Source organism: Gluconobacter morbifer G707 (assembly GCF_000234355.1).
Lineage (GTDB): Bacteria > Pseudomonadota > Alphaproteobacteria > Acetobacterales > Acetobacteraceae > Gluconobacter > Gluconobacter morbifer.
The window spans coordinates 201017-222309 of the sequence record NZ_AGQV01000002.1; the positions used below are offsets into that span (position 1 = coordinate 201017).

General features: G+C 59.2%; 16 protein-coding genes. 11 read left to right on the plus strand and 5 right to left on the minus strand.

What is annotated here, in order from left to right; genetic code table 11:
• The 5 genes from GMO_RS05875 to GMO_RS05895 form a co-directional block, all read right to left on the minus strand.
• A complete protein-coding gene (locus tag GMO_RS05875; protein WP_008851394.1) occupies positions 1 to 1314 on the minus strand; it encodes an ABC transporter ATP-binding protein in 1314 nt (437 codons plus the stop codon).
• Positions 1311 to 2954, minus strand: a complete 1644-nt coding sequence (locus GMO_RS05880; RefSeq protein WP_008851395.1) for an ABC transporter permease subunit — start codon at positions 2952 to 2954, stop codon at positions 1311 to 1313. The genes GMO_RS05875 and GMO_RS05880 overlap by 4 nt, the downstream gene beginning before the upstream one ends.
• Before the next feature lie 90 nt (positions 2955 to 3044).
• A complete protein-coding gene (gene dut / locus GMO_RS05885) occupies positions 3045 to 3500 on the minus strand; it encodes a dUTP diphosphatase (RefSeq protein WP_008851396.1) in 456 nt (151 codons plus the stop codon).
• 19 nt (positions 3501 to 3519) lie between these two features.
• Positions 3520 to 4725 carry a bifunctional phosphopantothenoylcysteine decarboxylase/phosphopantothenate--cysteine ligase CoaBC gene (gene coaBC / locus GMO_RS05890; RefSeq protein WP_008851397.1) on the minus strand — a complete coding sequence of 402 codons (1206 nt, stop codon included), beginning with the start codon at positions 4723 to 4725 and terminating at the stop codon, positions 3520 to 3522.
• Positions 4726 to 4728: 3 nt separating this feature from the next.
• A complete protein-coding gene (locus tag GMO_RS05895; protein WP_008851398.1) occupies positions 4729 to 5517 on the minus strand; it encodes a class I SAM-dependent methyltransferase in 789 nt (262 codons plus the stop codon).
• Between the two features lie 30 nt (positions 5518 to 5547).
• On the opposite strand from GMO_RS05895, the gene mutM reads away from it, so the two are divergent.
• The 11 genes from mutM to GMO_RS05950 all read left to right on the plus strand — a co-directional run bounded on the left by mutM (position 5548) and on the right by GMO_RS05950 (position 21250).
• On the plus strand, positions 5548 to 6390 hold the full coding sequence (mutM, locus tag GMO_RS05900) for a bifunctional DNA-formamidopyrimidine glycosylase/DNA-(apurinic or apyrimidinic site) lyase (protein WP_008851399.1): 843 nt from the start codon (positions 5548 to 5550) through the stop codon (positions 6388 to 6390).
• 117 nt (positions 6391 to 6507) lie between these two features.
• Entirely contained in the window at positions 6508 to 6777 is a 270-nt protein-coding gene (rpsT, locus tag GMO_RS05905; protein ID WP_008851400.1) for a 30S ribosomal protein S20, read from the plus strand.
• Between the two features lie 315 nt (positions 6778 to 7092).
• Positions 7093 to 8529, plus strand: coding sequence for a chromosomal replication initiator protein DnaA (gene dnaA, locus GMO_RS05910; RefSeq protein WP_040508359.1), 1437 nt, complete (start codon positions 7093 to 7095; stop codon positions 8527 to 8529).
• 87 nt (positions 8530 to 8616) lie between these two features.
• Positions 8617 to 9741: a DNA polymerase III subunit beta gene (dnaN, locus tag GMO_RS05915; protein ID WP_008851403.1), complete on the plus strand. Its 1125-nt coding sequence runs from the start codon at positions 8617 to 8619 to the stop codon at positions 9739 to 9741.
• 10 nt (positions 9742 to 9751) lie between these two features.
• On the plus strand, positions 9752 to 10855 hold the full coding sequence (gene recF, locus GMO_RS05920) for a DNA replication/repair protein RecF (RefSeq protein WP_008851404.1): 1104 nt from the start codon (positions 9752 to 9754) through the stop codon (positions 10853 to 10855).
• Positions 10856 to 10937: 82 nt separating this feature from the next.
• Entirely contained in the window at positions 10938 to 13382 is a 2445-nt protein-coding gene (gene gyrB, locus GMO_RS05925) for a DNA topoisomerase (ATP-hydrolyzing) subunit B (RefSeq protein ID WP_008851405.1), read from the plus strand.
• Between the two features lie 28 nt (positions 13383 to 13410).
• Positions 13411 to 14160, plus strand: coding sequence for a DUF3108 domain-containing protein (locus GMO_RS05930; protein ID WP_008851406.1), 750 nt, complete (start codon positions 13411 to 13413; stop codon positions 14158 to 14160).
• A 103-nt stretch (positions 14161 to 14263) separates the two neighbouring features.
• Complete coding sequence (glmU, locus tag GMO_RS05935) at positions 14264 to 15598, plus strand: bifunctional UDP-N-acetylglucosamine diphosphorylase/glucosamine-1-phosphate N-acetyltransferase GlmU (RefSeq protein ID WP_008851407.1); 1335 nt, start codon at positions 14264 to 14266, stop codon at positions 15596 to 15598.
• Positions 15598 to 17424 (plus strand): glutamine--fructose-6-phosphate transaminase (isomerizing), encoded by a 1827-nt coding sequence (gene glmS, locus GMO_RS05940; RefSeq protein ID WP_008851408.1) that lies wholly within the window; start codon positions 15598 to 15600, stop codon positions 17422 to 17424. Before glmU ends, glmS begins: the two co-directional genes overlap by 1 nt.
• A gap of 71 nt (positions 17425 to 17495) precedes the next feature.
• On the plus strand, positions 17496 to 20483 hold the full coding sequence (locus tag GMO_RS05945) for an FAD-binding and (Fe-S)-binding domain-containing protein (RefSeq protein WP_008851409.1): 2988 nt from the start codon (positions 17496 to 17498) through the stop codon (positions 20481 to 20483).
• A 146-nt stretch (positions 20484 to 20629) separates the two neighbouring features.
• On the plus strand, positions 20630 to 21250 hold the full coding sequence (locus GMO_RS05950; protein ID WP_008851410.1) for a thiamine phosphate synthase: 621 nt from the start codon (positions 20630 to 20632) through the stop codon (positions 21248 to 21250).
• The last annotated feature ends 43 nt before the right edge of the window (positions 21251 to 21293 follow it).

A 21293-nucleotide genomic window follows, 5' to 3' on the forward strand; every position in this document is an offset into this window, starting at 1 on the left:
CTATTCCTCGTTTTCGAGGTGAAAACGGTCGGATTCCTCGTCGTAATCGAAGAGTTCCACATAGCGCGCCCAGCCAATGACCGTAGTCAGGGTCTGGCGGGCGTAATCGGGAGACATGTTCTCCTCCATTGCCTTGCGGAACCGGGCGGCATCGACCGTGTGATTTGGTCGTTCATCCAGCGTACTGCGGATCGACTTCAGAAGGGGGATATGATGAAGCAGGGCCGTCCGCATGATGTCGCGGCGCGTATCACTGTCCCCTTCGACGAACGCCCGCCCGTCCATCGTGAGGAGGATGTCGCCGTCTTCGAGTTCGGCCAGATCCAGAAGCTGAAGCGATTCTCCGAGAGGGAGAAGATCATCGAGCGTCATCTGGAGGCGCTGTGCCAGTTCCGGCAGGTCGGCCCGGCCGGCAAGGGGATCAGACCCCAGTACTTCCAGCAGGCCAACCAGAACCTCGATCGGGAGGTCAGGCAGAACGATCGAGAAAGGTGGCAGGGTGGATGATCCCGCAGACAGGGATGCTGTCGGGTCTACCTCCGAGACGACCGGCGCGCGGCGGGTCATGAGCATGTAGATCTGATCCACGAAGCGGCGGAAATTTTCATCCTCGCGGTTTCGGGGATGCGGAAAGGGCACATGGATTTCGTGTGTCACCCGCCCGGGACTTGAGGAGACGAGAAGAATGCGGTCACACATCAGCACGGCCTCCTCGATCCCGTGGGTGGCCAGCAGCATGGCCTTCAGGGGCAGGCGCTTCTCATCCCACAGTTCGATCAGATCCGTCCGCAGGTTCTCCGCGCTCAGGACATCCAGCGCGGAAAAGGGCTCGTCCAGAAGAAGCAGTTCCGGCTGAAGGGCCAGCGCACGGGCAAAGGAGACACGCTGGCTCAGGGCGTCGGACAGTTCCTTGGGATACGCATTCTCGTAGCCTTCAAGGCCCATGACCTGTGTTGCGGCATCCGTCATCTTTTCCCGTTGCGCACGGGGCAGACGTCGCATTTCCAGTCCCAGTGCCACATTCTGACGCAGCGTCAGCCAGGGAAAAAGGGCACCGGACTGAAAAACCGTCGCTACACCGTCCAGCGGTCCCTTTACGGGCAGTCCTTTCCAGAAGATCTGCCCGGATGTGGGCTGTGTCAGACCTGCCATGATCCGCAGAAGGGAGGACTTGCCCGAACCGGAACGCCCCAGCAGGCCCAGGATTTCACCGGACCGGACATCCAGGCTGACCTGATCCAGAACGACGAGATCGGTGCTGCTTTCCTTGAGATAGGTCTGTCGGCAGTCACGCAGGGAGAGGAGCGGTTTCATGGGATCGCATATTTCTGGGCGGCATGGACCGCGAGGGGTTGCAGAACGAGGCGGTCCAACAACATGGAAAGCAGGGTCAGAAGCATCAGGGCCACGATCTGTGCATGGACCTGGCCGAGCATGGCTTCGGACAGGAGGGTCGCGCCCAGTCCGCTGTCAGACGGAACGAAGGCTTCGGCCACCATGACCGCATTCCAGACCGGGACGGCCGCCATCAGCAGGCCGCCGCATAGATCCGGCGCAATCGCGGGGAGAAGCAGCCGGCGCCATAGCAGGGAGCCCCGCAGACGAAGACCACGTGCCACCTGTCTCAGGCCAGAGGGAATGCCCTCTACTCCGTCCAGAACGGCAAGACCAACCAGCCAGTGCGCCCCGAGGAAAAGCAGAACCGCGGCGGCATCGAGATGAAGTAGACGGCAAACAGGATAGAGCAGAACCGCCGGGAAGACCGAACAGGGCATGATAGCCGTGCGGACATGATGCCGTTCCTGCGGAGAAAGCTCTCCGAGGGCAACGCCGAGCGGAACCCAGAGCAAGATACTGATCAACAGCGCGCCACAGACATGCGAGAGGGTCAGGACGCTCTCCAGCAGGTCGAAAGGAAGCGTCGGCAGAGCATGACGGAAAAACAGGACCACGACCAGCAAGGCCGCCGAGAACCATGGAAGAATAGGCCATTGTACGGGTTCGACCGTCATCACGGGCCGGAATCGCCGCGCCCGGCCAATACGGCAGTTCCCAACCGCGGAAACAAGGTGCCGCAGGAAAACGCTCAGGCGACTGAGCAGCCGGCTGTTGCGCCAGAGCTTCAGAACCCAGGAATAGGTCCGTCTGCCACTTTCAGCCGGCCCCTCCAGGCGATAGCGCTGTGCCCAGCCGAGCATGGGACTGGTCAGCCCCTGGTCCACGGCGAATACCAGCAGAAGAATAACCGCCGCAGCCTCGAACACCCAGGTCGGGCGGTCCTGCATCATGCCGGTCAGGGCCAGTGTTCCGCATCCGCCCACGTCATGATGGGTCAGGAGCATCAGGAGACCTTCCGCCGACAGGATCCGGACCCATAGCCCCGGAATGGCCTGAGCCGCCCGATAGGCCGACATCGGGACGGCCAGTGGCATCAGAAGGCGCCAGAAGCGCTGCCATCCCGTCATGCGCAGACTGAGGGAGACGGCTTCAAGTTCTGCCGGAAGGCTGTCTTCGGCATCCAGAATGGCTGTCGTCACGCGCCAGATCATGCTGGACGCTCCAACAAGCATGATGGTGACAACGGGCGAGCAGAACGGTGCAAGCAGACCGATCAGCCCCAGTCCCGGAATGGCGCGGCCAACGGAAAGGCCCGGCACCAGGATCTGCCGGAAACGGGGCCACTGGCTGGCTGCTCCGGCGAGCATCATGGAGGCCGTCACCACAACGCCGATAGACAGAAAAAAATGTACGAAGGTCAGCCCAAAATCTTTCCAGAGAGGAAAGACCGGGTGGGACGGCAGGACGGGGACGAGCGTGGTGACGGCGGACCGGTCCGGCAACATCCCGAGCGCAATGGCCGTCAGGACGAACAGAATGGACAGCTCAACACCGCTCATACGCTGTTTCCAGCGCTGCATGACACGGATGGGCATGGCCAGTGGGCTGCCCGTCATGGCGTCCTGTATCCTCCGTGAACGTTACGCTCCGAGACTAGGGACGGTTCTCCCGGAGGCTCAAGCCTTTTCTGCATCGTTCGGATGGTTTCAGCGTCCCGTACTTCCGAAACCGCCCGTTCCACGCACCGTCTCGTCGAGAGAGGAGACCTCCTGCCACCGCAGGCGGGACACTGGGGCAAAGACGCCCTGGGCAATGCGTGTTCCCCGTTCGACCATAAATGCGTCCTGCCCGGCATTCATGACAATGATCCGGATTTCACCCCGGTAGTCCTCGTCGATCGTGCCGGGCGTGTTGGGGAGCGTGATGCCGTGTTTGAGCGCCAACCCGGAACGGGGGCGGACCTGGAGCTCGTAGTCTGCGGGAAGAGCGACGCACAGCCCGGTCGGGATCAGGGCCCTTTCTCCCGGCGCGATCGCAACCGGTGCATCGACGGCCGCAAGAAAATCGAATCCGGCCGCCCCGGCAGTGGCGTAGGCTGGTAGCGGAAGTCCTTCAGCGTGAGGAAGGCGCATGATTCGGACGTCGATCAGATTGGTGTTCATGACGTCGTCTTATCGTGGATCATCCGTTCTGTGGAGAGGCGGGATCATTCCGGAAAAACGCCTCCACACGCTCGACCAGCTTTTCCGCTACATCCGTCTTGTCCATCTCCGGCCAGTGCTCCGTGCCGTGCGAATCAATCAGGCTGACCGTATTACTGGCAGCGCCGAAAACGCCGTTTCGCACGTCGTTCGCAACGAGCCAATCACAGCCCTTGCGAAGACGCTTGGCTGTCGCATTCTCCAGAACATCATCCGTTTCGGCCGCGAAGCCGATGACGAGGGCAGGGCGGCGCGTATTCCGGCACAGAGAGGCGAGAATGTCGGGATTTTCGGTTAGTTCCAGCACGGGAGGAGCATCCCCGTTCTTCTTGATCTTCCCTGAAGCGACCTTTTTTGCCCGCCAGTCACTGACGGCGGCCGTACAGACCGCCAGATCGATGGGCAGGGCTTCCTCACAGGCGGCCAGCATCTCCTGTGCCGTCGTGACGGAAAGACGGGTTACGCCATCCGGGACGGGCAGGCTGACGGGGCCGCTGACAAGTGTGACATCCGCACCCCGTGCGGCCAGGGCCCCTGCGATGGCATAGCCCTGACGCCCGGAGGAATGATTGGAAATGAAGCGCACGGGGTCCAGCGGTTCCACCGTGGGGCCGGCCGTCACCAGAGCGCGGATCCCGCGCAGGGGACGGAATGGATTCAAAAAATCACGAATGACGCGTTGAATATGATCCGGCTGACTGAGACGGCCCGGGCCGGTCTCACCGCAGGCCATGGCGCCCACATCCGGCCCCACCACATGCACGCCACGCGCTTTCAGCAGGGTCAGGCTGGCCTGTGTTGCCGGATGTTCCCACATGCGCACATTCATTGACGGCGCAATAAGAATGGGGGTCGTCGTTGCCAGCAGAAGCGTTGTGGCCAGATCATCGGCCAATCCGTGCGCCATGCGTGCCATGAGATCCGCCGTGGCCGGGCACACCACGACCAGATCGGTGCTCCGCGCAAGGGCGATATGCCCGATCTCGCTTTCCTGCGTCGGGGCGAACAGGGCGTCATGCACCTTCTCACTCGTCAGGGCTTCGAGACTAAGAGGCGTTACGAACGCCTTTGCGGCCTCGGTCATGACGGGCGTGACCACGACTCCATCCGCACGCAGCAAACGTACAAGCTCCAGCGCCCGGTAGGCCGCAATTCCGCCGCCGACGATCAGCAGAACGCGGCGCATGGGTTACAGGCGCCAGCCGGAGTGAATGGCTGCGATACCGCCAGACAGGTTCCGGTACTGAACGCGCTCCAGGCCTGCGTCACGCATCATCTGCGCCAGCGTTTCCTGATCGGGGAACATGCGGATGCTCTCGGCCAGATACTGGTAGCTTTCCGAATCCTTGGCGATAAGCTGTCCCATCCGGGGCAGAACCTGAAAGGACCAGGCGTCATAGACCGGGGAGAGGGCAGCTACCTCGACGCGGGAAAATTCAAGACAGAAAAAACGCCCACCGGGCTTGAGAACACGCCGCGCTTCCCGCAGGACGGCGTCCTTGTCAGTACAGTTGCGCAGTCCGAAAGCGATTGTCACCCGGTCCACCGAGCAGTCGGGCAGGGGGATGGCTTCCGCATCCACGACGCAGACTTCGATATCCCCGATCAGTCCGGCCTTGATGGCACGGTCCCGTCCGACGGAAAGCATGGCGGCATTAATGTCCGTCAGGAGTGCCGGGCCCCCACCGGAGCGCAGCCAGCCAAAGGTGATGTCTCCCGTGCCGCCTGCCAGATCGAGGAGTTTCATGTTCGGACGCGGGCTGAGCATCCCTACGAAAATGCGTTTCCAGACACGGTGAATGCCCAAGGACATCACGTCATTCATGATATCGTACTTGCCGGCGACGCTCTCGAACACCTCCCGGACCATCGTCTTTTTCTGCTCCCGCGGGACATTGCGGAAGCCGAAATCGGTGGTGTCCCCTGTTTCCGGAGAGGACTGGAAGGGCGAGGCGGTGTGTTCAGCGCTATCGGTCATGAGGCAATCGATATATCTTTGTGCGCAGCCATGCCAGAGCTTCCCGAAGTTGAAACCGTCATGCGCGGGTTCCGTGATGCCTTCGAAGGGCAGCGGATCAGCCGCGTTTCCGTCAACCGTCCAGACCTGCGCTGGCCGTTTCCCCTGGATCTGCGCGAAAAACTGGAAGGCCGCACTGTCCTCTCCTTCCATCGCCGCGCCAAGTATATCCTGATGAGGGTAGAGGGCGGCTGGACCATGATGCTGCATCTCGGCATGTCCGGCCGCCTTCTTCTGGGCCGCGCGGGACAGAACACGACTCCGCCCAGACATGAGCATCTGGTGCTGGAAACAGAGAACGGCGCGCGGGCCGGACTGGTCGATCCACGCCGCTTCGGCATGGTCGATCTTGTCCACACGGCGGAAGAGACAGATCACCGCCTTCTGGCAGGTCTCGGGATCGAACCTCTGGAGCCCCGTCTGGACGGGGCTCTGCTGTCAGAGCTGCTGGCGGGCCGCAGAACGCCGATCAAGACAGCATTGCTGGATCAGAAACTGATCGTGGGGCTTGGCAATATCTATGTCTGTGAGGCGCTGTTCCGCTGCGGCATTCATCCGGAGCGTCCGGCTGCCACCATCACTGCACAGGACGCGGAAAATCTCGTGAAGGCCATCCGTTCCATCCTGAACGAAGCCATAGCGGCGGGAGGATCATCGCTTCGGGACTATGTGCAGGCGGATGGCACGAAAGGAAGTTTTCAGAATCTCCATCTCGTTTACGGACGCGAGGGAGAAACCTGCCTGACCTGTGGAGAAGCGGGCAGAATTACAAGAATAACGCAGGCTGGCCGATCGACGTTCTTCTGCCCCTCCTGTCAGATCAGACCGGATTGAGAACCCGGCTCTCCCGATCCTGTGTAAAATGTGCAAAACACTTGACGGGAAGGGATCTGTCGGAGTAGAGGGCGCCAATCATTTACGCGACAGACCGCAAACTGAACCGAAAGATCCATGGCAAATACAGCTTCCGCCCGCAAGCGCATCCGTCAGAACGCACGTCGCCGCGAGCGCAATGTCGCCCGCATGTCCCGTATGCGTACCTTCATCAAGAAGGTCGAGCTGGCTATCCAGTCCGGTGACAAGACCGCTGCCGCTGACGCTTTCAAGGTGGCACAGCCGGAAATGCAGCGTGCCGTCGGCAAAGGCGTAATCGCCAAGAACACCGTAAGCCGCAAGCTGTCCCGTCTTTCCGCCCGTATCAAGGGTCTTGCGACGGCCTGAACCCTTCCTTCGGGTATGGATTGAAGAACGCGCTTCCCATCATCGGGAGCGCGTTCTTTTTTGACTGTGGCCTCTGGCCAACATTCTCTGACAGACTGCTGAACCCTCCGTGTTCCAGCTTGCTTCGGTCCGTCGGGACGCTTATCGTGCCTGTCTAGCCGAAGCATCGTGTCAGACTGACTGCCCTCCGGAAAGCTGCCGGATTTTCCCGGCCCACCTCCCGAATTCATGGGGAGGACCGCTTTCCGCTGGAAAAACTGACCCCTGCATACGGGGAACCATGACAGACCCCTGACACAGGCGCAGGGACGGGGAATGAAAGGGGGTACCAAGGTGGAACACGCTCAGTATCTGGACGCCAGCGCCTCCGCCCCCGGCACCGCGAACCCACTTGAAGCCGCATGGCACCGGGTCCGCGAGAAGCTGAAAAGTGAGGTTGGCGAAGTCGAATACCGAACCTGGCTGCGTCAGATTGTTCTGGGGCCGCTGGAAGAAGATGAACTCATCCTCTATCTGCCGACACGCTTTCTGCGGGACTGGGTCCGCAGCCAGTACGGCGACCGGTTGCAGACCCTCTGGCGCAACGAACGCGATGACGTCCAGGCCATAGAATTACAGGTCAAGCGCGGCCTTCCGGAAATTCCCGCAGATGAGGGTTCCGAAAAGGAAGAACCTTCTTCCGAACCGCTTCCATCCGCATCGGTCAGCGCGCCGGAAATCCGCAGCGACCTGACCGTTCCGCTTGATCCGCGCTTTACCTTCGATACGTTCGTGGTCGGCAAGCCTAACGAATTTGCGTATGCCTGCGCCCGACGTGTAGCGGAAAAGCCTTCCAGCCCCGGTTTCAATCCCCTGTTCCTCTACGGCGGGGTGGGCTTGGGTAAGACGCATCTGATGCACGCAATCGGCACGGAACTGACGAAGACGGGCAATGTCTCGGTGGCCTATATGTCCGCCGAGAAATTCATGTATCGTTTCATCGCGGCCATCCGGTCCCAGTCCACGATGGAATTCAAGGAGCAGCTCCGCTCCGTCGATGTGCTGATGATCGATGATCTTCAGTTCCTGATCGGCAAGGACAACACGCAGGAAGAATTCTTCCATACGTTCAATGCTCTTGTGGACGCGGGGCGGCAGATCATCGTCAGTGCCGACAAAAGTCCATCCGATCTTTCCGGGCTGGAGGATCGTCTCCGCACCCGCCTCGGCTGCGGCATGGTAGCGGATATTCACGCCACGACCTTCGAGCTGCGTATTTCCATTCTGGAAGCCAAGGCGAAAGCGTCGGGAACCCATGTGCCATCCAAGGTGCTGGAATATCTGGCGCACAAGATCACGACAAACGTGCGTGAACTTGAAGGAGCCCTGAACCGGCTCATCGCCCATGCCGATCTGGTGGGACGTCCCGTTACGCTGGATACGACGCAGGATGTCCTCAAGGACATGCTCAAGGCGCATGACCGTCGTGTCACGATCGAGGAAATCCAGCGCAAAGTAGCGGAACACTGGAACATCCGCCTGACCGACATGTCGTCGGCCCGCCGCGCGCGTGCCGTGGCCCGTCCGCGGCAGGTTGCAATGTTCCTGGCCAAACAGCTGACCAGCCGGTCACTTCCTGAAATCGGGCGCAAGTTCGGAAACCGCGATCACACGACGGTCATGCACGCCGTGAACCGCGTTGCCGAACTGATGGATCAGGATGTCTCCTTCGCGGAAGATGTCGAACTTCTGCGCCGGATGCTGGAAGGCTGATTCATACCGAAAGCCTGCGCCGTGTCTCTTCCGCCCGGTGCAGGCGTCTGCTAAGAACCGGGAATTACTTCAAGTTCGAGGCTCGGAATGAAATTCAAGGTTGACCGCACCCTGCTGCAACGGGCTCTGGCACATATCCATGGCGTTGCAGAAAAGCGGAACACCATTCCCATTCTAGCGAACGTTCTTCTGGCATTCGAAGGCGATATTCTGCGCCTTACTGCCACGGACATGGAAATTGCCGTGGTCGAGGATGTGCCGGCCACCGGCGAGCGGCTTGGCTCCACGACGGTTCCGGCCGCTGTTCTGTTCGAGATTGTCCGCAAGCTTCCGGACGGCGTGGCAATCGAGTTCGATCACGCCGACAGCGAAGCGCCGCTGGCGCTCAGGGCAGGGCGTTATGCCACCAGTCTGAATGTTCTGCCGGTGGATGATTTTCCTGCCATGGTAGCTGGTGACCTGCCGCATCGTTTTCATATCCCCGCCGGTACGCTACGCGGTCTGATCGACCGGACAAAGTTTGCGATTTCCAACGAGGAAACGCGGTATTACCTGAACGGAATTTATCTGCACGTCGCCGAGAACGGTTCCATCCCCATGCTTCGCGCAGTTGCAACGGATGGTCACCGCCTCGCACGCGTAGAGACGGAACTTCCGGAAGGCGCGCGCGGTATGCCGGGTGTCATCATTCCGCGCAAAACCATCAACGAACTGCGCAAACTGCTGGATGAAGGCGCGGCCGATCTGGAAGTGTCCCTTTCCGACACGCGCATTCAGTTCCAGGCCGGACCGGTTCTGCTGACGTCCAAGCTGATTGATGGCACATTCCCGGAATATGAACGCGTTATTCCCAAGGGTAACGATCGTATCCTGCGTGTCGGCAAGAAAGATTTTTCGGCGGCAGTCGGTCGTGTCGCTGCCATCAGCCAGGAGCGTTCGCGTCCGGTCAAGCTCTCTGCCACGCACAACATGCTGACGCTGTCGGCCATCAGCCCCGATCAGGGTGTGGCACACGAAGAGCTGGACGAAAATACCGTTACCTATGATGCCGCGCCTATCGAAATCGGTTTTCAGGCCCGTTATCTGACGGATATTACCGATCAGATCGATGTCGAAGTCGAATTTGCCTTTTCAGACAGTTCCGCACCCACCCTGGTCCGAGATACTGGCTCACCATCCGCGCTTTATGTCCTGATGCCGATGCGGGTCTGATCGGTCTGCGTTGAATCTGACACGCCTGGTCCTGACGGATTTCCGAAATTACAGGCGCATGGTCTGGAAACCGGAAAGCGCGATTTCAGTCCTTACGGGCGAAAATGGCTCCGGCAAGACCAATCTTCTTGAAGCTGTTTCGCTGCTTGCGCCCGGTCGGGGTCTGAGAAGCGCCCCCATGTCCATGCTCTGCCGCCACGGCGTAGAACGTTGGGGCGTTGCCGGCACATTCAGGAAAGGGCTGGATGACGTCCGGATCGGGACGGGAAGCGATCTTTCCGGACAGGGACGACGCGTTTTTCATTTGGATGGAGAAACCGTCCGGTCGCAGGCGGAAATCGGGGAAGTTTTTTCGTGTGTCTGGCTGACTCCCCAGATGGACCGCCTGTTCCAGGAAGGGGCAAGCGGACGGCGGCGTTTCCTGGACCGGTTGGTCATGGCCCTGTCGCCAGATCACGGACGGCAGATTGCGGCTCATGACCGCTCCGTAACCAGCCGCAACCGCCTCTTGGCCGATCGTCCGAATCAGAATGAGTGGCTGAATTCCATTGAGGATTCCATTGCACGGCATGCGGTGGCCGCATCAGCTGCGCGACTTTCTTTTTTGGAAAGCATGAACGCGCATCCGTTTGAAACTGCTTCTTTTCCACGCAGTCTTTTCAGGCTGGACTGCGCAATTTCCACCCGTCTTTCGAAGGCACCATCCCTTGAGGTGGAAGACTGGCTGAAATCCTGCCTCCGGGGCAGCCGACAGGAAGACCGTGCGAAAGGAACGACCTCGATTGGCGCGCATCGGGCGGATTTTTCACTCTTCGACGTTCAAAGCGGCCGCTCGGCAGAACTCTCGAGTAGCGGACAGCAGAAAGCCATGCTGATCGGGATTATCCTGTCCCATGCGAACCTGATGACCCAGCTCCGGGGACAGGCACCGGCCATTCTGCTGGATGAGCCACTGGTTCATCTGGATGAAATCCGTAGAGGCGCCCTGCTGGAGAGTTTGCCTTCACTCAATGCACCCGTACTGCTGACGGGGACGGATGCCGCACCATTCGAAAAGCTCAGGGAAACGGCCCGGTTCTTCCACGTTCATGATGGCCAGCTTTCGACGTCCTGAAAAAGGCCAAGCTGGCTTCCGGTCGCCCTATAGTCTATAGTCACAATACAGTTTTCAGAGTTCCACGGAGACCGCCTCGCGCATGTCAGAGACCCAGAACCAGCCGGAGATTCCTGGCGCAGACGGTGAAGATTACGGTGCTTCTTCCATTTCTGTCCTGAAAGGGCTGGATGCGGTTCGCAAGCGCCCCGGCATGTATATCGGCGACACCGATGACGGCTCCGGCCTTCATCACATGGTCTTCGAAATCATCGATAACGCCGTGGACGAAGCGCAGGCCGGTCATGCCACGTACTGTATTCTGACCCTGAACGGAGACGGCTCGATTTCCGTCCGGGACAACGGGCGCGGCATTCCGACCGACATGCATGCCGAGGAGGGTGTGAGCGCCGCCGAGGTCGTGCTGACGAAGCTTCATGCCGGTGGCAAGTTCAATCAGAATTCCTACAAGGTTTCCGGTGGTCTGCACGGCGTGGGTGCGGCTGTCGTCAATGCGCTGTCTGAATGGATGGAAGTCCGTATCTGGCGCAACGGGCAGGAACATTTCATCCGTTTCCGCCACGGCGAACGTGAAGCGCCGCTGAGTGTCGTTGGTCCGTCTGATGAACCACGCGGGACGCTCGTGACCTTCAAGCCGAGCAAAGGGACTTTCACAAAAGTCAATTTTGACTTCGCCATTCTTGAGCGTCGAGTTCGTGAGCTTGCCTTCCTGAATTCGGGTATGAAGATCATCATACGCGATGAGCGTCATGCCGAGCCGAAGGAAGTCCGTTTCTTCTACGAAGGCGGCCTGAGCGCTTTTGCGGAATGGCTTGATTCATCCAAAACCTCCATTGTCACGCCGCCCATTACCGGCCTGATCGACAATGAGGAAAGCGGGATCCGCGTCGAGTTCGCCCTGACATGGAACGACAGCTATCACGAGACGATGCTGTGCTTTACGAACAACATTCCGCAGCGGGATGGTGGCACACATCTGGCCGGTTTCCGGCAGGCCCTGACGCGTGTCGTCGGCAAATATGCCGAGAGCGTCGCCAAGCGTGAAGCTGGTTCCCTGACGGGTGAGGACATGCGCGAAGGCATGACGGCCGTACTGTCCGTCAAGGTGCCGGACCCCAAATTCTCTTCCCAGACAAAAGACAAGCTGGTCTCCTCGGAGGTTCAGCCTGTCGTGCACGCCGCGGCTTCGGATGCGATCTCCCACTGGTTCGAGACTCATCCCAAGGAAGCCAAGGCCATTGTCGCCAAGATCATTGATGCGGCCAGCGCCCGTGAGGCCGCACGGCGTGCCCGTGAGCTGACACGGCGCAAGGGCGTTCTGGATGTCTCATCGCTTCCGGGAAAACTGGCGGACTGTCAGGAACGGGATGCCTCCAAGGCTGAAATCTTCATCGTGGAGGGCGATTCCGCAGGCGGGACGGCCAAGCAGGGACGGGACCGGCGTTTCCAAGCCATTCTGCCGCTGCGTGGCAAGATCCTGAATGTCGAACGTGCCCGATTTGACCGGATGCTGGGTTCTGCCGAAATCGGCACGTTGATCACGGCGCTCGGAACAGGCATTGGGCGCGGGGAAGTCGATCAGGGTGGGTTCTCGGCCGAAAAGCTGCGTTACCACAAGATCGTTATCATGACGGATGCTGACGTGGACGGATCCCATATCCGGACACTTCTGCTGACATTTTTCTTCCGCCAGATGCCTGAACTGATCGAGCAGGGATACCTGTACATCGCCCAGCCGCCGCTCTACCGCGCCAAGCGCGGACAGGAGGAACGCTACCTCAAGGATGATGCCGCACTTGAGCAGTATCTTCTGGACAAGGCACTCAACAACGCCTCCCTAACCTTCAGGGACGGCCGCGAGCTGACCGGCGATGCCCTCATGGCGGAAGTGAAGTTCCTTGCGGACGTTACACGCAACCTGAACAGTGTGTCCTCCAAGATGCCCGCCTGGGTTCTGGAACAGGCCGCCATTGCCCGGGTGCTCGACAGCGATCTGGCCGTCGCCCGTGAACGGATGCCGGATTTCCAGAACCGTCTGGATGCGGCCTCGGCTGAAAGCGAGCGGGGATGGAAAGTGTCCCTGTCGGAAAGCGGACTGGAGTGTGCACGTTCAGTGCGCGGCGTGGGTGAGGTCTATCGCCTCGAACCGTCCGTCCTGCGGTCAGCCGAAATCCGCTCTCTCGTAGGGGATGGCGAGCGGCTGGCCCGTGATTTCGACGCACCTGTTGCCCTGCGCCTCGATCAGGCTACATATGAGCTCTTTGGTCCCGCCGCTGTCATGGCCCGCATCATTGCGCAGGGACGTCGGGGACTGGCCATCAACCGCTTCAAGGGGCTGGGCGAAATGAATGACGAGCAGCTCTGGCATACGACGCTCGATCCAGCCACCCGGACCCTGCTTCAGGTCAAGATCGGCGATGTCGAGGATGCCGGACAGGTTTTCTCTACCCTGATGGGAGATGTGGTAGAGCCACGCCGTGAGTTCATCATTGGCAATGCCCTCAAGGTCGCTAACCTTGATGTCTAGATTTCTAACCGGGATAGCAGCTACGGCGATGCTTCTGGCTGGGACGGCATCCGCAAGGGCGGATGCTCCGGTCAACGAAACCTTTGCCGTCTATCTCAAAGGCTTTCATGTTCTGAATGCCTCGGCATCGTATCAGTTGCAGAGCTGGGGCTATGGGGGGAGCACCCATATTCAGCCGGCGGGCATCATCAGCTGGTTCATCACGATGGATATCAATTCCAGCGTTCAGGGGCGCTTTGGCCCCAATAACAGCGTGCAGCCGATCTCCTACGAGAGTGGCGGGCTCTCGCGCGGGAAACACCGCCACGTCAAACTGGATTTCACGCAGTCTCTTCCGAAAGTGGTAGATCTCCAGCCTCCTGAGACTGATCGCGAGCCTATTCCCGACAATCTGCTTCCCCATACCATCGATACCCTGAGCGGGATGGCTCATCTGCTTCAGAACCTGAGGAATACCGGTCATTGCGATGGATCAGAGACGATCTTCGACGGTCTGCGTCTGACCCATCTGACTGTTCATGGTCCAACACAGGTTGATCTGCCTCAGAGTTATGACGAGTTTTATTCTGGACCATCCCTGCGCTGCGATTTCATCGGCGCGCAGACGGCGGGGTTCGTAAAGGATTCCAAGAACCGGGCCAAGCTGGCATCTCCACAGCCTGGCTCTGCCTGGTTCAAGCAGATTGAGGGAGTTGGTCTCGTTCCTGTCCGGATCGAGTTCAATCATCCCAAAATGGGACATATCGTCGTCGTTCTGCAAAAAGCCGTCCAGCACTGACGCTTTCTTCCCGACGTCCGCAATAATCGGCAATCGGAAGTGATGGACCAATCATCATCCTCCGTTTGACGTCAGAAACTGGTTTGGATACCCGGGACGGGACATGACCGATACTGCACATCGTACCAAGGCAATTATTCTTGCTGCGGGTCTTGGAACCCGCATGAAATCCAGTCTTCCCAAGGCGTTACACCGTCTGGGAAACCGCCCCATGATCACGCATCTGATCGAAACTGCACGGCAGGTCTTTGATGACGTGGTGGTTGTTGTGGGGCCTGACATGCCAGAACTGGAAAAGGCCGTTCGCCCCTACCGAACAGTTGTTCAGACCGAACGTCTCGGGACGGCCCATGCCGCCAATACGGCCCGGGATCTGTTCGGGGACGGCGATGTCGCCATTCTCTATGCTGACAATCCACTGATTACCACAGAAACCATGCGTAATCTCCTGACGACGCGACAGAATGGCGCCGCGCTGGCGCTGCTCGGCATGCGTCCGGCTGATCCGGGACGATACGGACGGATCGTGGAACAGGCCGGCGCGGTCACACGGATTGTCGAGTATAAGGATGCTTCCGAAGCGGAACGTCGCATTCCATTGTGCAATGCGGGCGTCATGTGTGCCGGGGCAGAGGATTTCCGCCGCTGGCTTTCGGACATCCGTAATGATAACGCGCAGAAAGAATACTATCTGACGGATGTGGTCGCCCTTGCGGCTGCCGCAGGACGGGTTGTCTGTGTGGAAGCGCCGGAAGACGAACTGAGAGGCGTCAATTCCCGCGCAGAGCTTGCTCTTGCGGAGACAACGCTCCAGCATCGACTGCGCACTGCAGCCATGGAGGCGGGGGTTACGCTTGTTGCGCCTGAGACGGTGTTCTTCAGTGTGGATACACGCTTGGCGCCGGATGTCACGGTGGAACCGAACGTATTCTTCGGTCCCGGCGTTACGGTGGAGAGCGGCGCTGTCATCCGCGCTTTTTCCCATCTCGAAGGCTGTATGGTTGGTGAGGCAGCCCTGATCGGTCCTTACGCCCGGTTGCGGCCCGGAACCGTCTGTGCAGCCCGGACCCATGTCGGCAATTTCGTCGAGCTCAAGAATGTCGAGCTTGGTCATGGCGCAAAAGCCAATCACCTGACTTATCTGGGTGATGCATCCGTAGGAGCTGAAACAAATGTCGGGGCAGGGACCATTACCTGCAACTACGACGGCGTCTTCAAACACCGGACCATCATCGGCGAGCGTGTTTTCGTAGGATCGAACGCCATCATGGTAGCCCCCGTACAGGTTGGAGATGATGCCCTGATCGCAGCAGGGAGCGTCATCACCCATGACGTTCCCGCCAGGGCCCTGGCTCTGGGACGCGCGCGTCAGACTGACAAGCCTGAACGCGGCCTGCAGATCAGAACGACACTCAGAACAAAGAAGGAGAACGGCTGATGTGTGGAATCTGTGGCGTTGTTGGCCATCGTCCAGCCACTCCGATCATTTTCGAAGCGCTGCGCCGGCTGGAATATCGCGGGTATGATTCCGCTGGTATCGCGACACTCACGGTCGATGGCCAGATCGACCGCCGGCGCGCGGCGGGCAAGCTCGATAACCTTGAAGCCGTGCTGAAAGAGCATCCCCTCAGCGGCGTGACGGGCATTGGCCATACACGTTGGGCCACGCATGGTGCCCCGACGGAACGGAACGCCCATCCGCACGCTGCCGGCCAGGTGGCGATCGTCCATAACGGAATCATCGAAAATTTTGGCGCTCTCAAGCAGGAGCTTGAAGCTGCCGGACGCGTTTTCGTCACGGAAACGGACTCCGAAACCGTAGCACATCTGGTCGATTTCTATCTGCAGCAGGGCAAGGCTCCGCGCGATGCGGCGTTCGCGGCCATCCAGCGCCTTGAAGGCGCATATGCCATTGCAATGATCTTTCAGGACCATGAAGGTCTTCTCATCGGCGCGCGCCATGGTGCACCGCTGGCTGTTGGCTATGGCGACGGGGAAATGTTCCTCGGTTCCGACAGTCTGGCCCTGGCGCCGCTGGCAAACCGCATCACCTATCTCGAAGAAGGTGACTGGTGCGAACTGACACCGGAGAAGGCAACCATCTTCGACAGCACGGGCAAGGAAATCAGTCGCCCCGTACAGAACGTCGCTTTCATGGCGGGGCAGGTCGGCAAGGATGGCTACCGTCACTACATGGAGAAGGAACTCCATGAGCACCCGGTTGCCATCGGCCAGACGCTGCAGCGCATCACGGACCCTGCCTCCAAGAAGATTGTACTGCCCGCCCTGCCTTTCGATCCCGCAACCGTCCCCCGCATGACAGTTACGGCCTGCGGATCGGCCTATTATGCGGGAATGGTGGGACGATACTGGCTGGAATCCCTGGCTCGCCTGCCGATCGAGATCGATGTGGCCTCGGAGTTGCGTTACCGTAATCCCCCCCAGCCGGATAAAGGCGTGGCGCTTCTGATTTCGCAGTCCGGGGAAACGGCCGATACGCTTGGTGTTCTCCGGGCGCTCAAGAAAGCCGGGCAAAGTGTCGTGTCTGTCCTGAACGTTGAACATTCAACAATGGGACGGGAGAGCGATCTCGTTCTGGGCATGGTGGCCGGACCCGAGATCTCCGTTGCGTCCACCAAGGCCTTCACGGCGCAGCTTGCGGTTCTGGCCGCGCTTTCCATCGAAATGGCCCGGAGCCGCGGCACGATTGACGAAGCGCAGGAAGAAGCCCTGACGGCAAGTTTGCTCGACCTTCCATCCCGTGCGGCGGAAGTTTTCACGCGTACCCCCGACATCCAGGCCATGGCGCAGATTGTTGCGGAAGCACGGGATGTTCTTTACCTGGGCCGTGGCATCTGCACCCCTATTGCTTATGAAGGCGCCTTGAAATTAAAGGAAATCAGTTACATACACGCTGAAGCTTATGCTGCGGGTGAACTGAAACATGGTCCGATCAGCCTGATTGACCGGACGGTTCCGGTCGTAGCTATCGCGCCATCCACCATCCTGTTCGACAAGACGCTCTCCAATCTTCAGGAAGCAAAGGCACGCGGGGGACGTATCCTGGCCTTTACGGATGCGGCAGGGGCGAAACGTCTGGAGGGTGTGGCAGAGAGGGTAGTCATCCTGCCGGATGTGGATGCATTCGTGGCACCCATTCTTTATGCCATCCCGGTTCAGATTCTGGCTTACGAGGTCGCTATCCTGAAAGGGACGGATGTAGATCAGCCGCGAAATCTTGCAAAATCCGTCACGGTTGAATGATGGAATTGCCACACTGTGGCATTTCATGAAGGATGTGGAAAAGATCTACTGTTCCACAGGGAGGGCCAGAAATGGGCGGAGATATCACGGTAACGCCGCAAACCGGTAATTCTGGCCTTTTCCTTGCTCCAGCGGAGCTTGCCACGAGAGAAAGCTTCCTGCGTCGTCTGGCACTGGAAGGCTTCTCTGGAGACATTGCGCCGGAAGTCTCTTCGCGCCTGACTGCGGCGACGGACAACAGCATCTACCAGCGTCTTCCTGTCGCCGTTCTTTATCCCCGTACAGGAGAAGATCTGAACAGCGTGGTCCGCGCGGCTCAGGATGGTGCCCTGACACTCTCCGTCCGTGGCGGTGGTACGGGAACGAACGGGCAGTCCCTGACATCCGGTGTGATCGTCGATGTTTCCCGTCATCTTGACCGTATCCTCGGCTTCGATCCTGAAACAGAGACAGTGACGGTTGAACCGGGCGTTATCCTTGCGCGCCTGAACGCCTTTCTGAAACCCTATGGCTATTTCTTTCCACCCACGGTTTCTACCGCCACGCGCGCGACAATCGGCGGCATGATCGCCACAGATGCGTCAGGAAAAGGCTCGCGCATCTACGGACGGACATCCGATTACGTTGAAACTCTGGACGTCGTCCTGTCAGACGGATCCGATTTCCAGGTCCGTCACCTGACTGCTGAAGATCTGGAAAGAAGCGTGGAGGGTGAGGGGTTGGCAGCCCGGGCCTGTCGTGAGGTCCAACGCGTCGTCAACGAACAAAGGGACGAAATCACCCGGGTCTTTCCGGACATGAACCGGGGTCTCACGGGCTACAATCTCCAGAACATTCTCCGTGCGGATGGCAGCTTCCATCTGGCGCGCCTGCTGGCCGGTTCCGAGGGAACGCTGGCGCTGACGAAGCGGGTTGTTCTGAATGTTCGGCGACTTCCCGCCCTGCGCCGCCTTCTGGTCATTCGATACGCCAGCTTCAATGACACGCTAAGGGACGTTCAGGCACTTCTGCCCACCAGCCCATCCGCCATTGAAGTACTGGATGAGCGCGTACTCGAAAAAGCGCAACAGGACATTATCTGGCATTCGCTGGAACAGGTCCTGGGTGCCCGCTCCGAGCGGCCTGTCAGAGGACTAAGTTTTGTCGAGTTTGTGGGAGACGACGCAGAAGCACTCCGGCTGCAGATGGACGACGCGGTTCAAAGACTTCAGAAGTCTTCGTTTAAAGTCATTGATTATAAAACAGTTTCAGACACAGAAACGATAGGACAATTCTGGACGCTGCGGGAAAAATCCGTTGGTCTTCTGGGGCGTCCTGACGGGCATCGGCAGGGTGTTCCCTTTGTAGAGGACACAGCCGTTCCGCCGGCTGTCCTTGCAGATTATGTCCGTGAGTTCCGTGATATCCTGGACGGCTATGGCCTGTCTTACGGCATGTTCGGTCACGCGGATGTCGGCTGTCTGCATGTCCGGCCGTTCCTGGACATGCTTTCGCCGGAAGATCGCGCCCTGATCCGGCCCATTTCCGATGCTGTGGCGCATCTGACGAAGAAACACGGCGGCCTGCTTTGGGGTGAACATGGCCGAGGGTACAGGGGAGAATTCTCTCCGCTGTTCTTTGGCGAGACGCTCTTTCAGGAACTCTGCCGGATCAAGGAAGTCTTTGATCCCAAAGATATTTTCAACCGCGGAAAGCTTGCGCCTGTCCGACAATATGCTGTTGATCGCATTGATGGTGTTCCCTTCAAAGGGGCATTTGACGCTGAAATCCAGCCCGGATTGAGAGACCGCTACGCCTTGGCTGTCAGCTGCAACGGAAACGGCGCCTGCTACAACCGCGAACCGGATATGGCGATGTGTCCGTCCTACAAGGGGACGAAAGACCGGCGCCAGTCCCCGAAAGGACGTGCGCTGCTCCTGCGGAGCTGGGCACGGTTGCGTTCCCTGCCAGCGTCCTCGCCAGATCGGGTAGCGCTTCCCGCCTTGACCGAGGAACTGAAGGCGTCGCTCGATACGTGCCTATCCTGCAAGGCCTGCGCCACCCAGTGCCCAATCCGGGTGGATATTCCGTCCATGCGGTCGAAGTTCCTGGCGTTCTATTTCCAGGACCGTCGCCGTCCGCTGCGGGATTACGCCATATACTGGCTTGAACCCCTGCTCGCTGTTGGCCGCATCATGCCTGCATTGGCCAATGTCCTGATGCATAACCCCTTCTCGGAAAAGGTTCTGAAAAAACTTGGACTGGTGGATCTTCCGCGCCTGCGCCCGGCTGTCCTGCCTTCCGAAGCGCGGCTGAACCACTCATGGCTGCGGCGGACAGGACAGCGTCCAAAAGCGGCAGTCCTGTTACAGGATTCCTTTACGGGCAGTTTTGACGGCGGTCTGGTCGAACAGGCCTATGCACTTTTGACCGCTCTGGGGCTGGATATACGCGTGACGCCAGTCTGGGATAATGGCAAGGCCCGTCACGTTCTGGGTTTCCGAAAAGGATTTGGCATTACGGCGCGCCAGACCCTCCGCAAAGTCCGGCACCTGGCGCGGTCTGGTGTGCCGATCATTTCGCTGGATGCGGCTACAGGGCTAATGTTCCAGCAGGAATACAAGGAGGTCGCAGGCCAGCTGCCGATCCCCGAGGTCCTGTCACTGGAAAAATATCTTCAGCGTCAGATTGCTGCCGGTCATCTGGAGCCGTTCAGGGCCAGTGCGGGAGAGACGCTGAAGGTTATCTCACACTGCACGGAACAGGCTGTGCGTCCGGAGAGCGCTGGAGAATGGGCCGCCATCCTGCAACATTTCGGTGTGAATGCGGAAGCCGGAAAAGCAGGCTGCTGCGGCATGGCGGGGCTGTTCGGTCATGAGGAAAAGAACGCGGCCCTTTCACGCAGGATCTTTGACCAGAACTGGGCGGAGAAAGTCACGACCCCTGTGCTGGCAACGGGTTTTTCCTGCCGGTGCCAGACTAGGCGGTTTGCAGGGTACCGTCCATCCCATCCTGTCGAGGCACTCGTAGCGGCCCTGCGAAATTCCACCGGTGAAATTTCCACTGGGAAAATCAGGTGATTTTTCAGCAGCATGCCCCTCTCGACGGAAAGAGAGCAACCTGTAACAGTGGTCAGGCCACCCTTTGCGAGCATCGTGTCAAACCGGGAAAAACGGCCTGATAACGTTGAATTTCGCTTTCGTGCACTGATGGAGATTTCTGTCCCATGTCCCGTCTGCCTTCGAAAATCTATCCCGTCGTCGATCATCCCCGCTGGGTGGAAACGCTTGGGAGTGCCGGAGCCCGGTTCATCGAGCTTTATCTGCGCGATCTCGATCTGCCGGAAGAAGAACTCCGGGCGCAGGCAATCACTGCACAGGAACTGGCCGTCCGCCATAATGTCACGCTGGTCCTGAACACCTACTGGCAGATTGCGATCGAGCTAGGTTATGAATGGGTTCATCTGGGACCAGAAGATCTCGCAACGGCCGATCTGACTACTCTGCGCAACAGTGGCATCCGGCTTGGAACGGCAACGCATACCCATACTGAGTTCGAAAAAGCCCTGGCCATCAGTCCGGATTACATATCTTTTGGCCCCGTCTGGGAAACGAAGAGTGTAAAGACAACGTTTGCACCCCAAGGGCTGGAACGCCTGAAAGAATGGCGTGGCCTCTGTGGAGACGTTCCGCTGGTAGCAATCGGAGGGGTAACACTGGAGCACCTTCCAGCCTGTCTGGAAGCCGGAGCGGACAGCGTTGCCGGAATGAGCGGGTTCATGAAGCAGGACGATCCGGAAGGACAGGTCCGTCGCTGGCTTGAGGCCGCCAGGTCGTTCCCGGCCTGAAAAATGACCCGGACGGGCAGGAGGATTGATGACGGAGTATAGG

Coding starts and splice junctions, on each gene's coding strand:
- GMO_RS05875 (WP_008851394.1), bottom strand. CDS start 1,314: ATGAAACCGCTCCTCTCCCTGCGTGACTGCCGACAGACCTATCTCAAG.
- GMO_RS05880 (WP_008851395.1), bottom strand. CDS start 2,954: ATGACGGGCAGCCCACTGGCCATGCCCATCCGTGTCATGCAGCGCTGG.
- dut (WP_008851396.1), bottom strand. CDS start 3,500: ATGAACACCAATCTGATCGACGTCCGAATCATGCGCCTTCCTCACGCT.
- coaBC (WP_008851397.1), bottom strand. CDS start 4,725: ATGCGCCGCGTTCTGCTGATCGTCGGCGGCGGAATTGCGGCCTACCGG.
- GMO_RS05895 (WP_008851398.1), bottom strand. CDS start 5,517: ATGACCGATAGCGCTGAACACACCGCCTCGCCCTTCCAGTCCTCTCCG.
- mutM (WP_008851399.1), top strand. CDS start 5,548: ATGCCAGAGCTTCCCGAAGTTGAAACCGTCATGCGCGGGTTCCGTGAT.
- rpsT (WP_008851400.1), top strand. CDS start 6,508: ATGGCAAATACAGCTTCCGCCCGCAAGCGCATCCGTCAGAACGCACGT.
- dnaA (WP_040508359.1), top strand. CDS start 7,093: ATGAAAGGGGGTACCAAGGTGGAACACGCTCAGTATCTGGACGCCAGC.
- dnaN (WP_008851403.1), top strand. CDS start 8,617: ATGAAATTCAAGGTTGACCGCACCCTGCTGCAACGGGCTCTGGCACAT.
- gyrB (WP_008851405.1), top strand. CDS start 10,938: ATGTCAGAGACCCAGAACCAGCCGGAGATTCCTGGCGCAGACGGTGAA.
- GMO_RS05930 (WP_008851406.1), top strand. CDS start 13,411: ATGCTTCTGGCTGGGACGGCATCCGCAAGGGCGGATGCTCCGGTCAAC.
- glmU (WP_008851407.1), top strand. CDS start 14,264: ATGACCGATACTGCACATCGTACCAAGGCAATTATTCTTGCTGCGGGT.
- glmS (WP_008851408.1), top strand. CDS start 15,598: ATGTGTGGAATCTGTGGCGTTGTTGGCCATCGTCCAGCCACTCCGATC.
- GMO_RS05945 (WP_008851409.1), top strand. CDS start 17,496: ATGGGCGGAGATATCACGGTAACGCCGCAAACCGGTAATTCTGGCCTT.
- GMO_RS05950 (WP_008851410.1), top strand. CDS start 20,630: ATGTCCCGTCTGCCTTCGAAAATCTATCCCGTCGTCGATCATCCCCGC.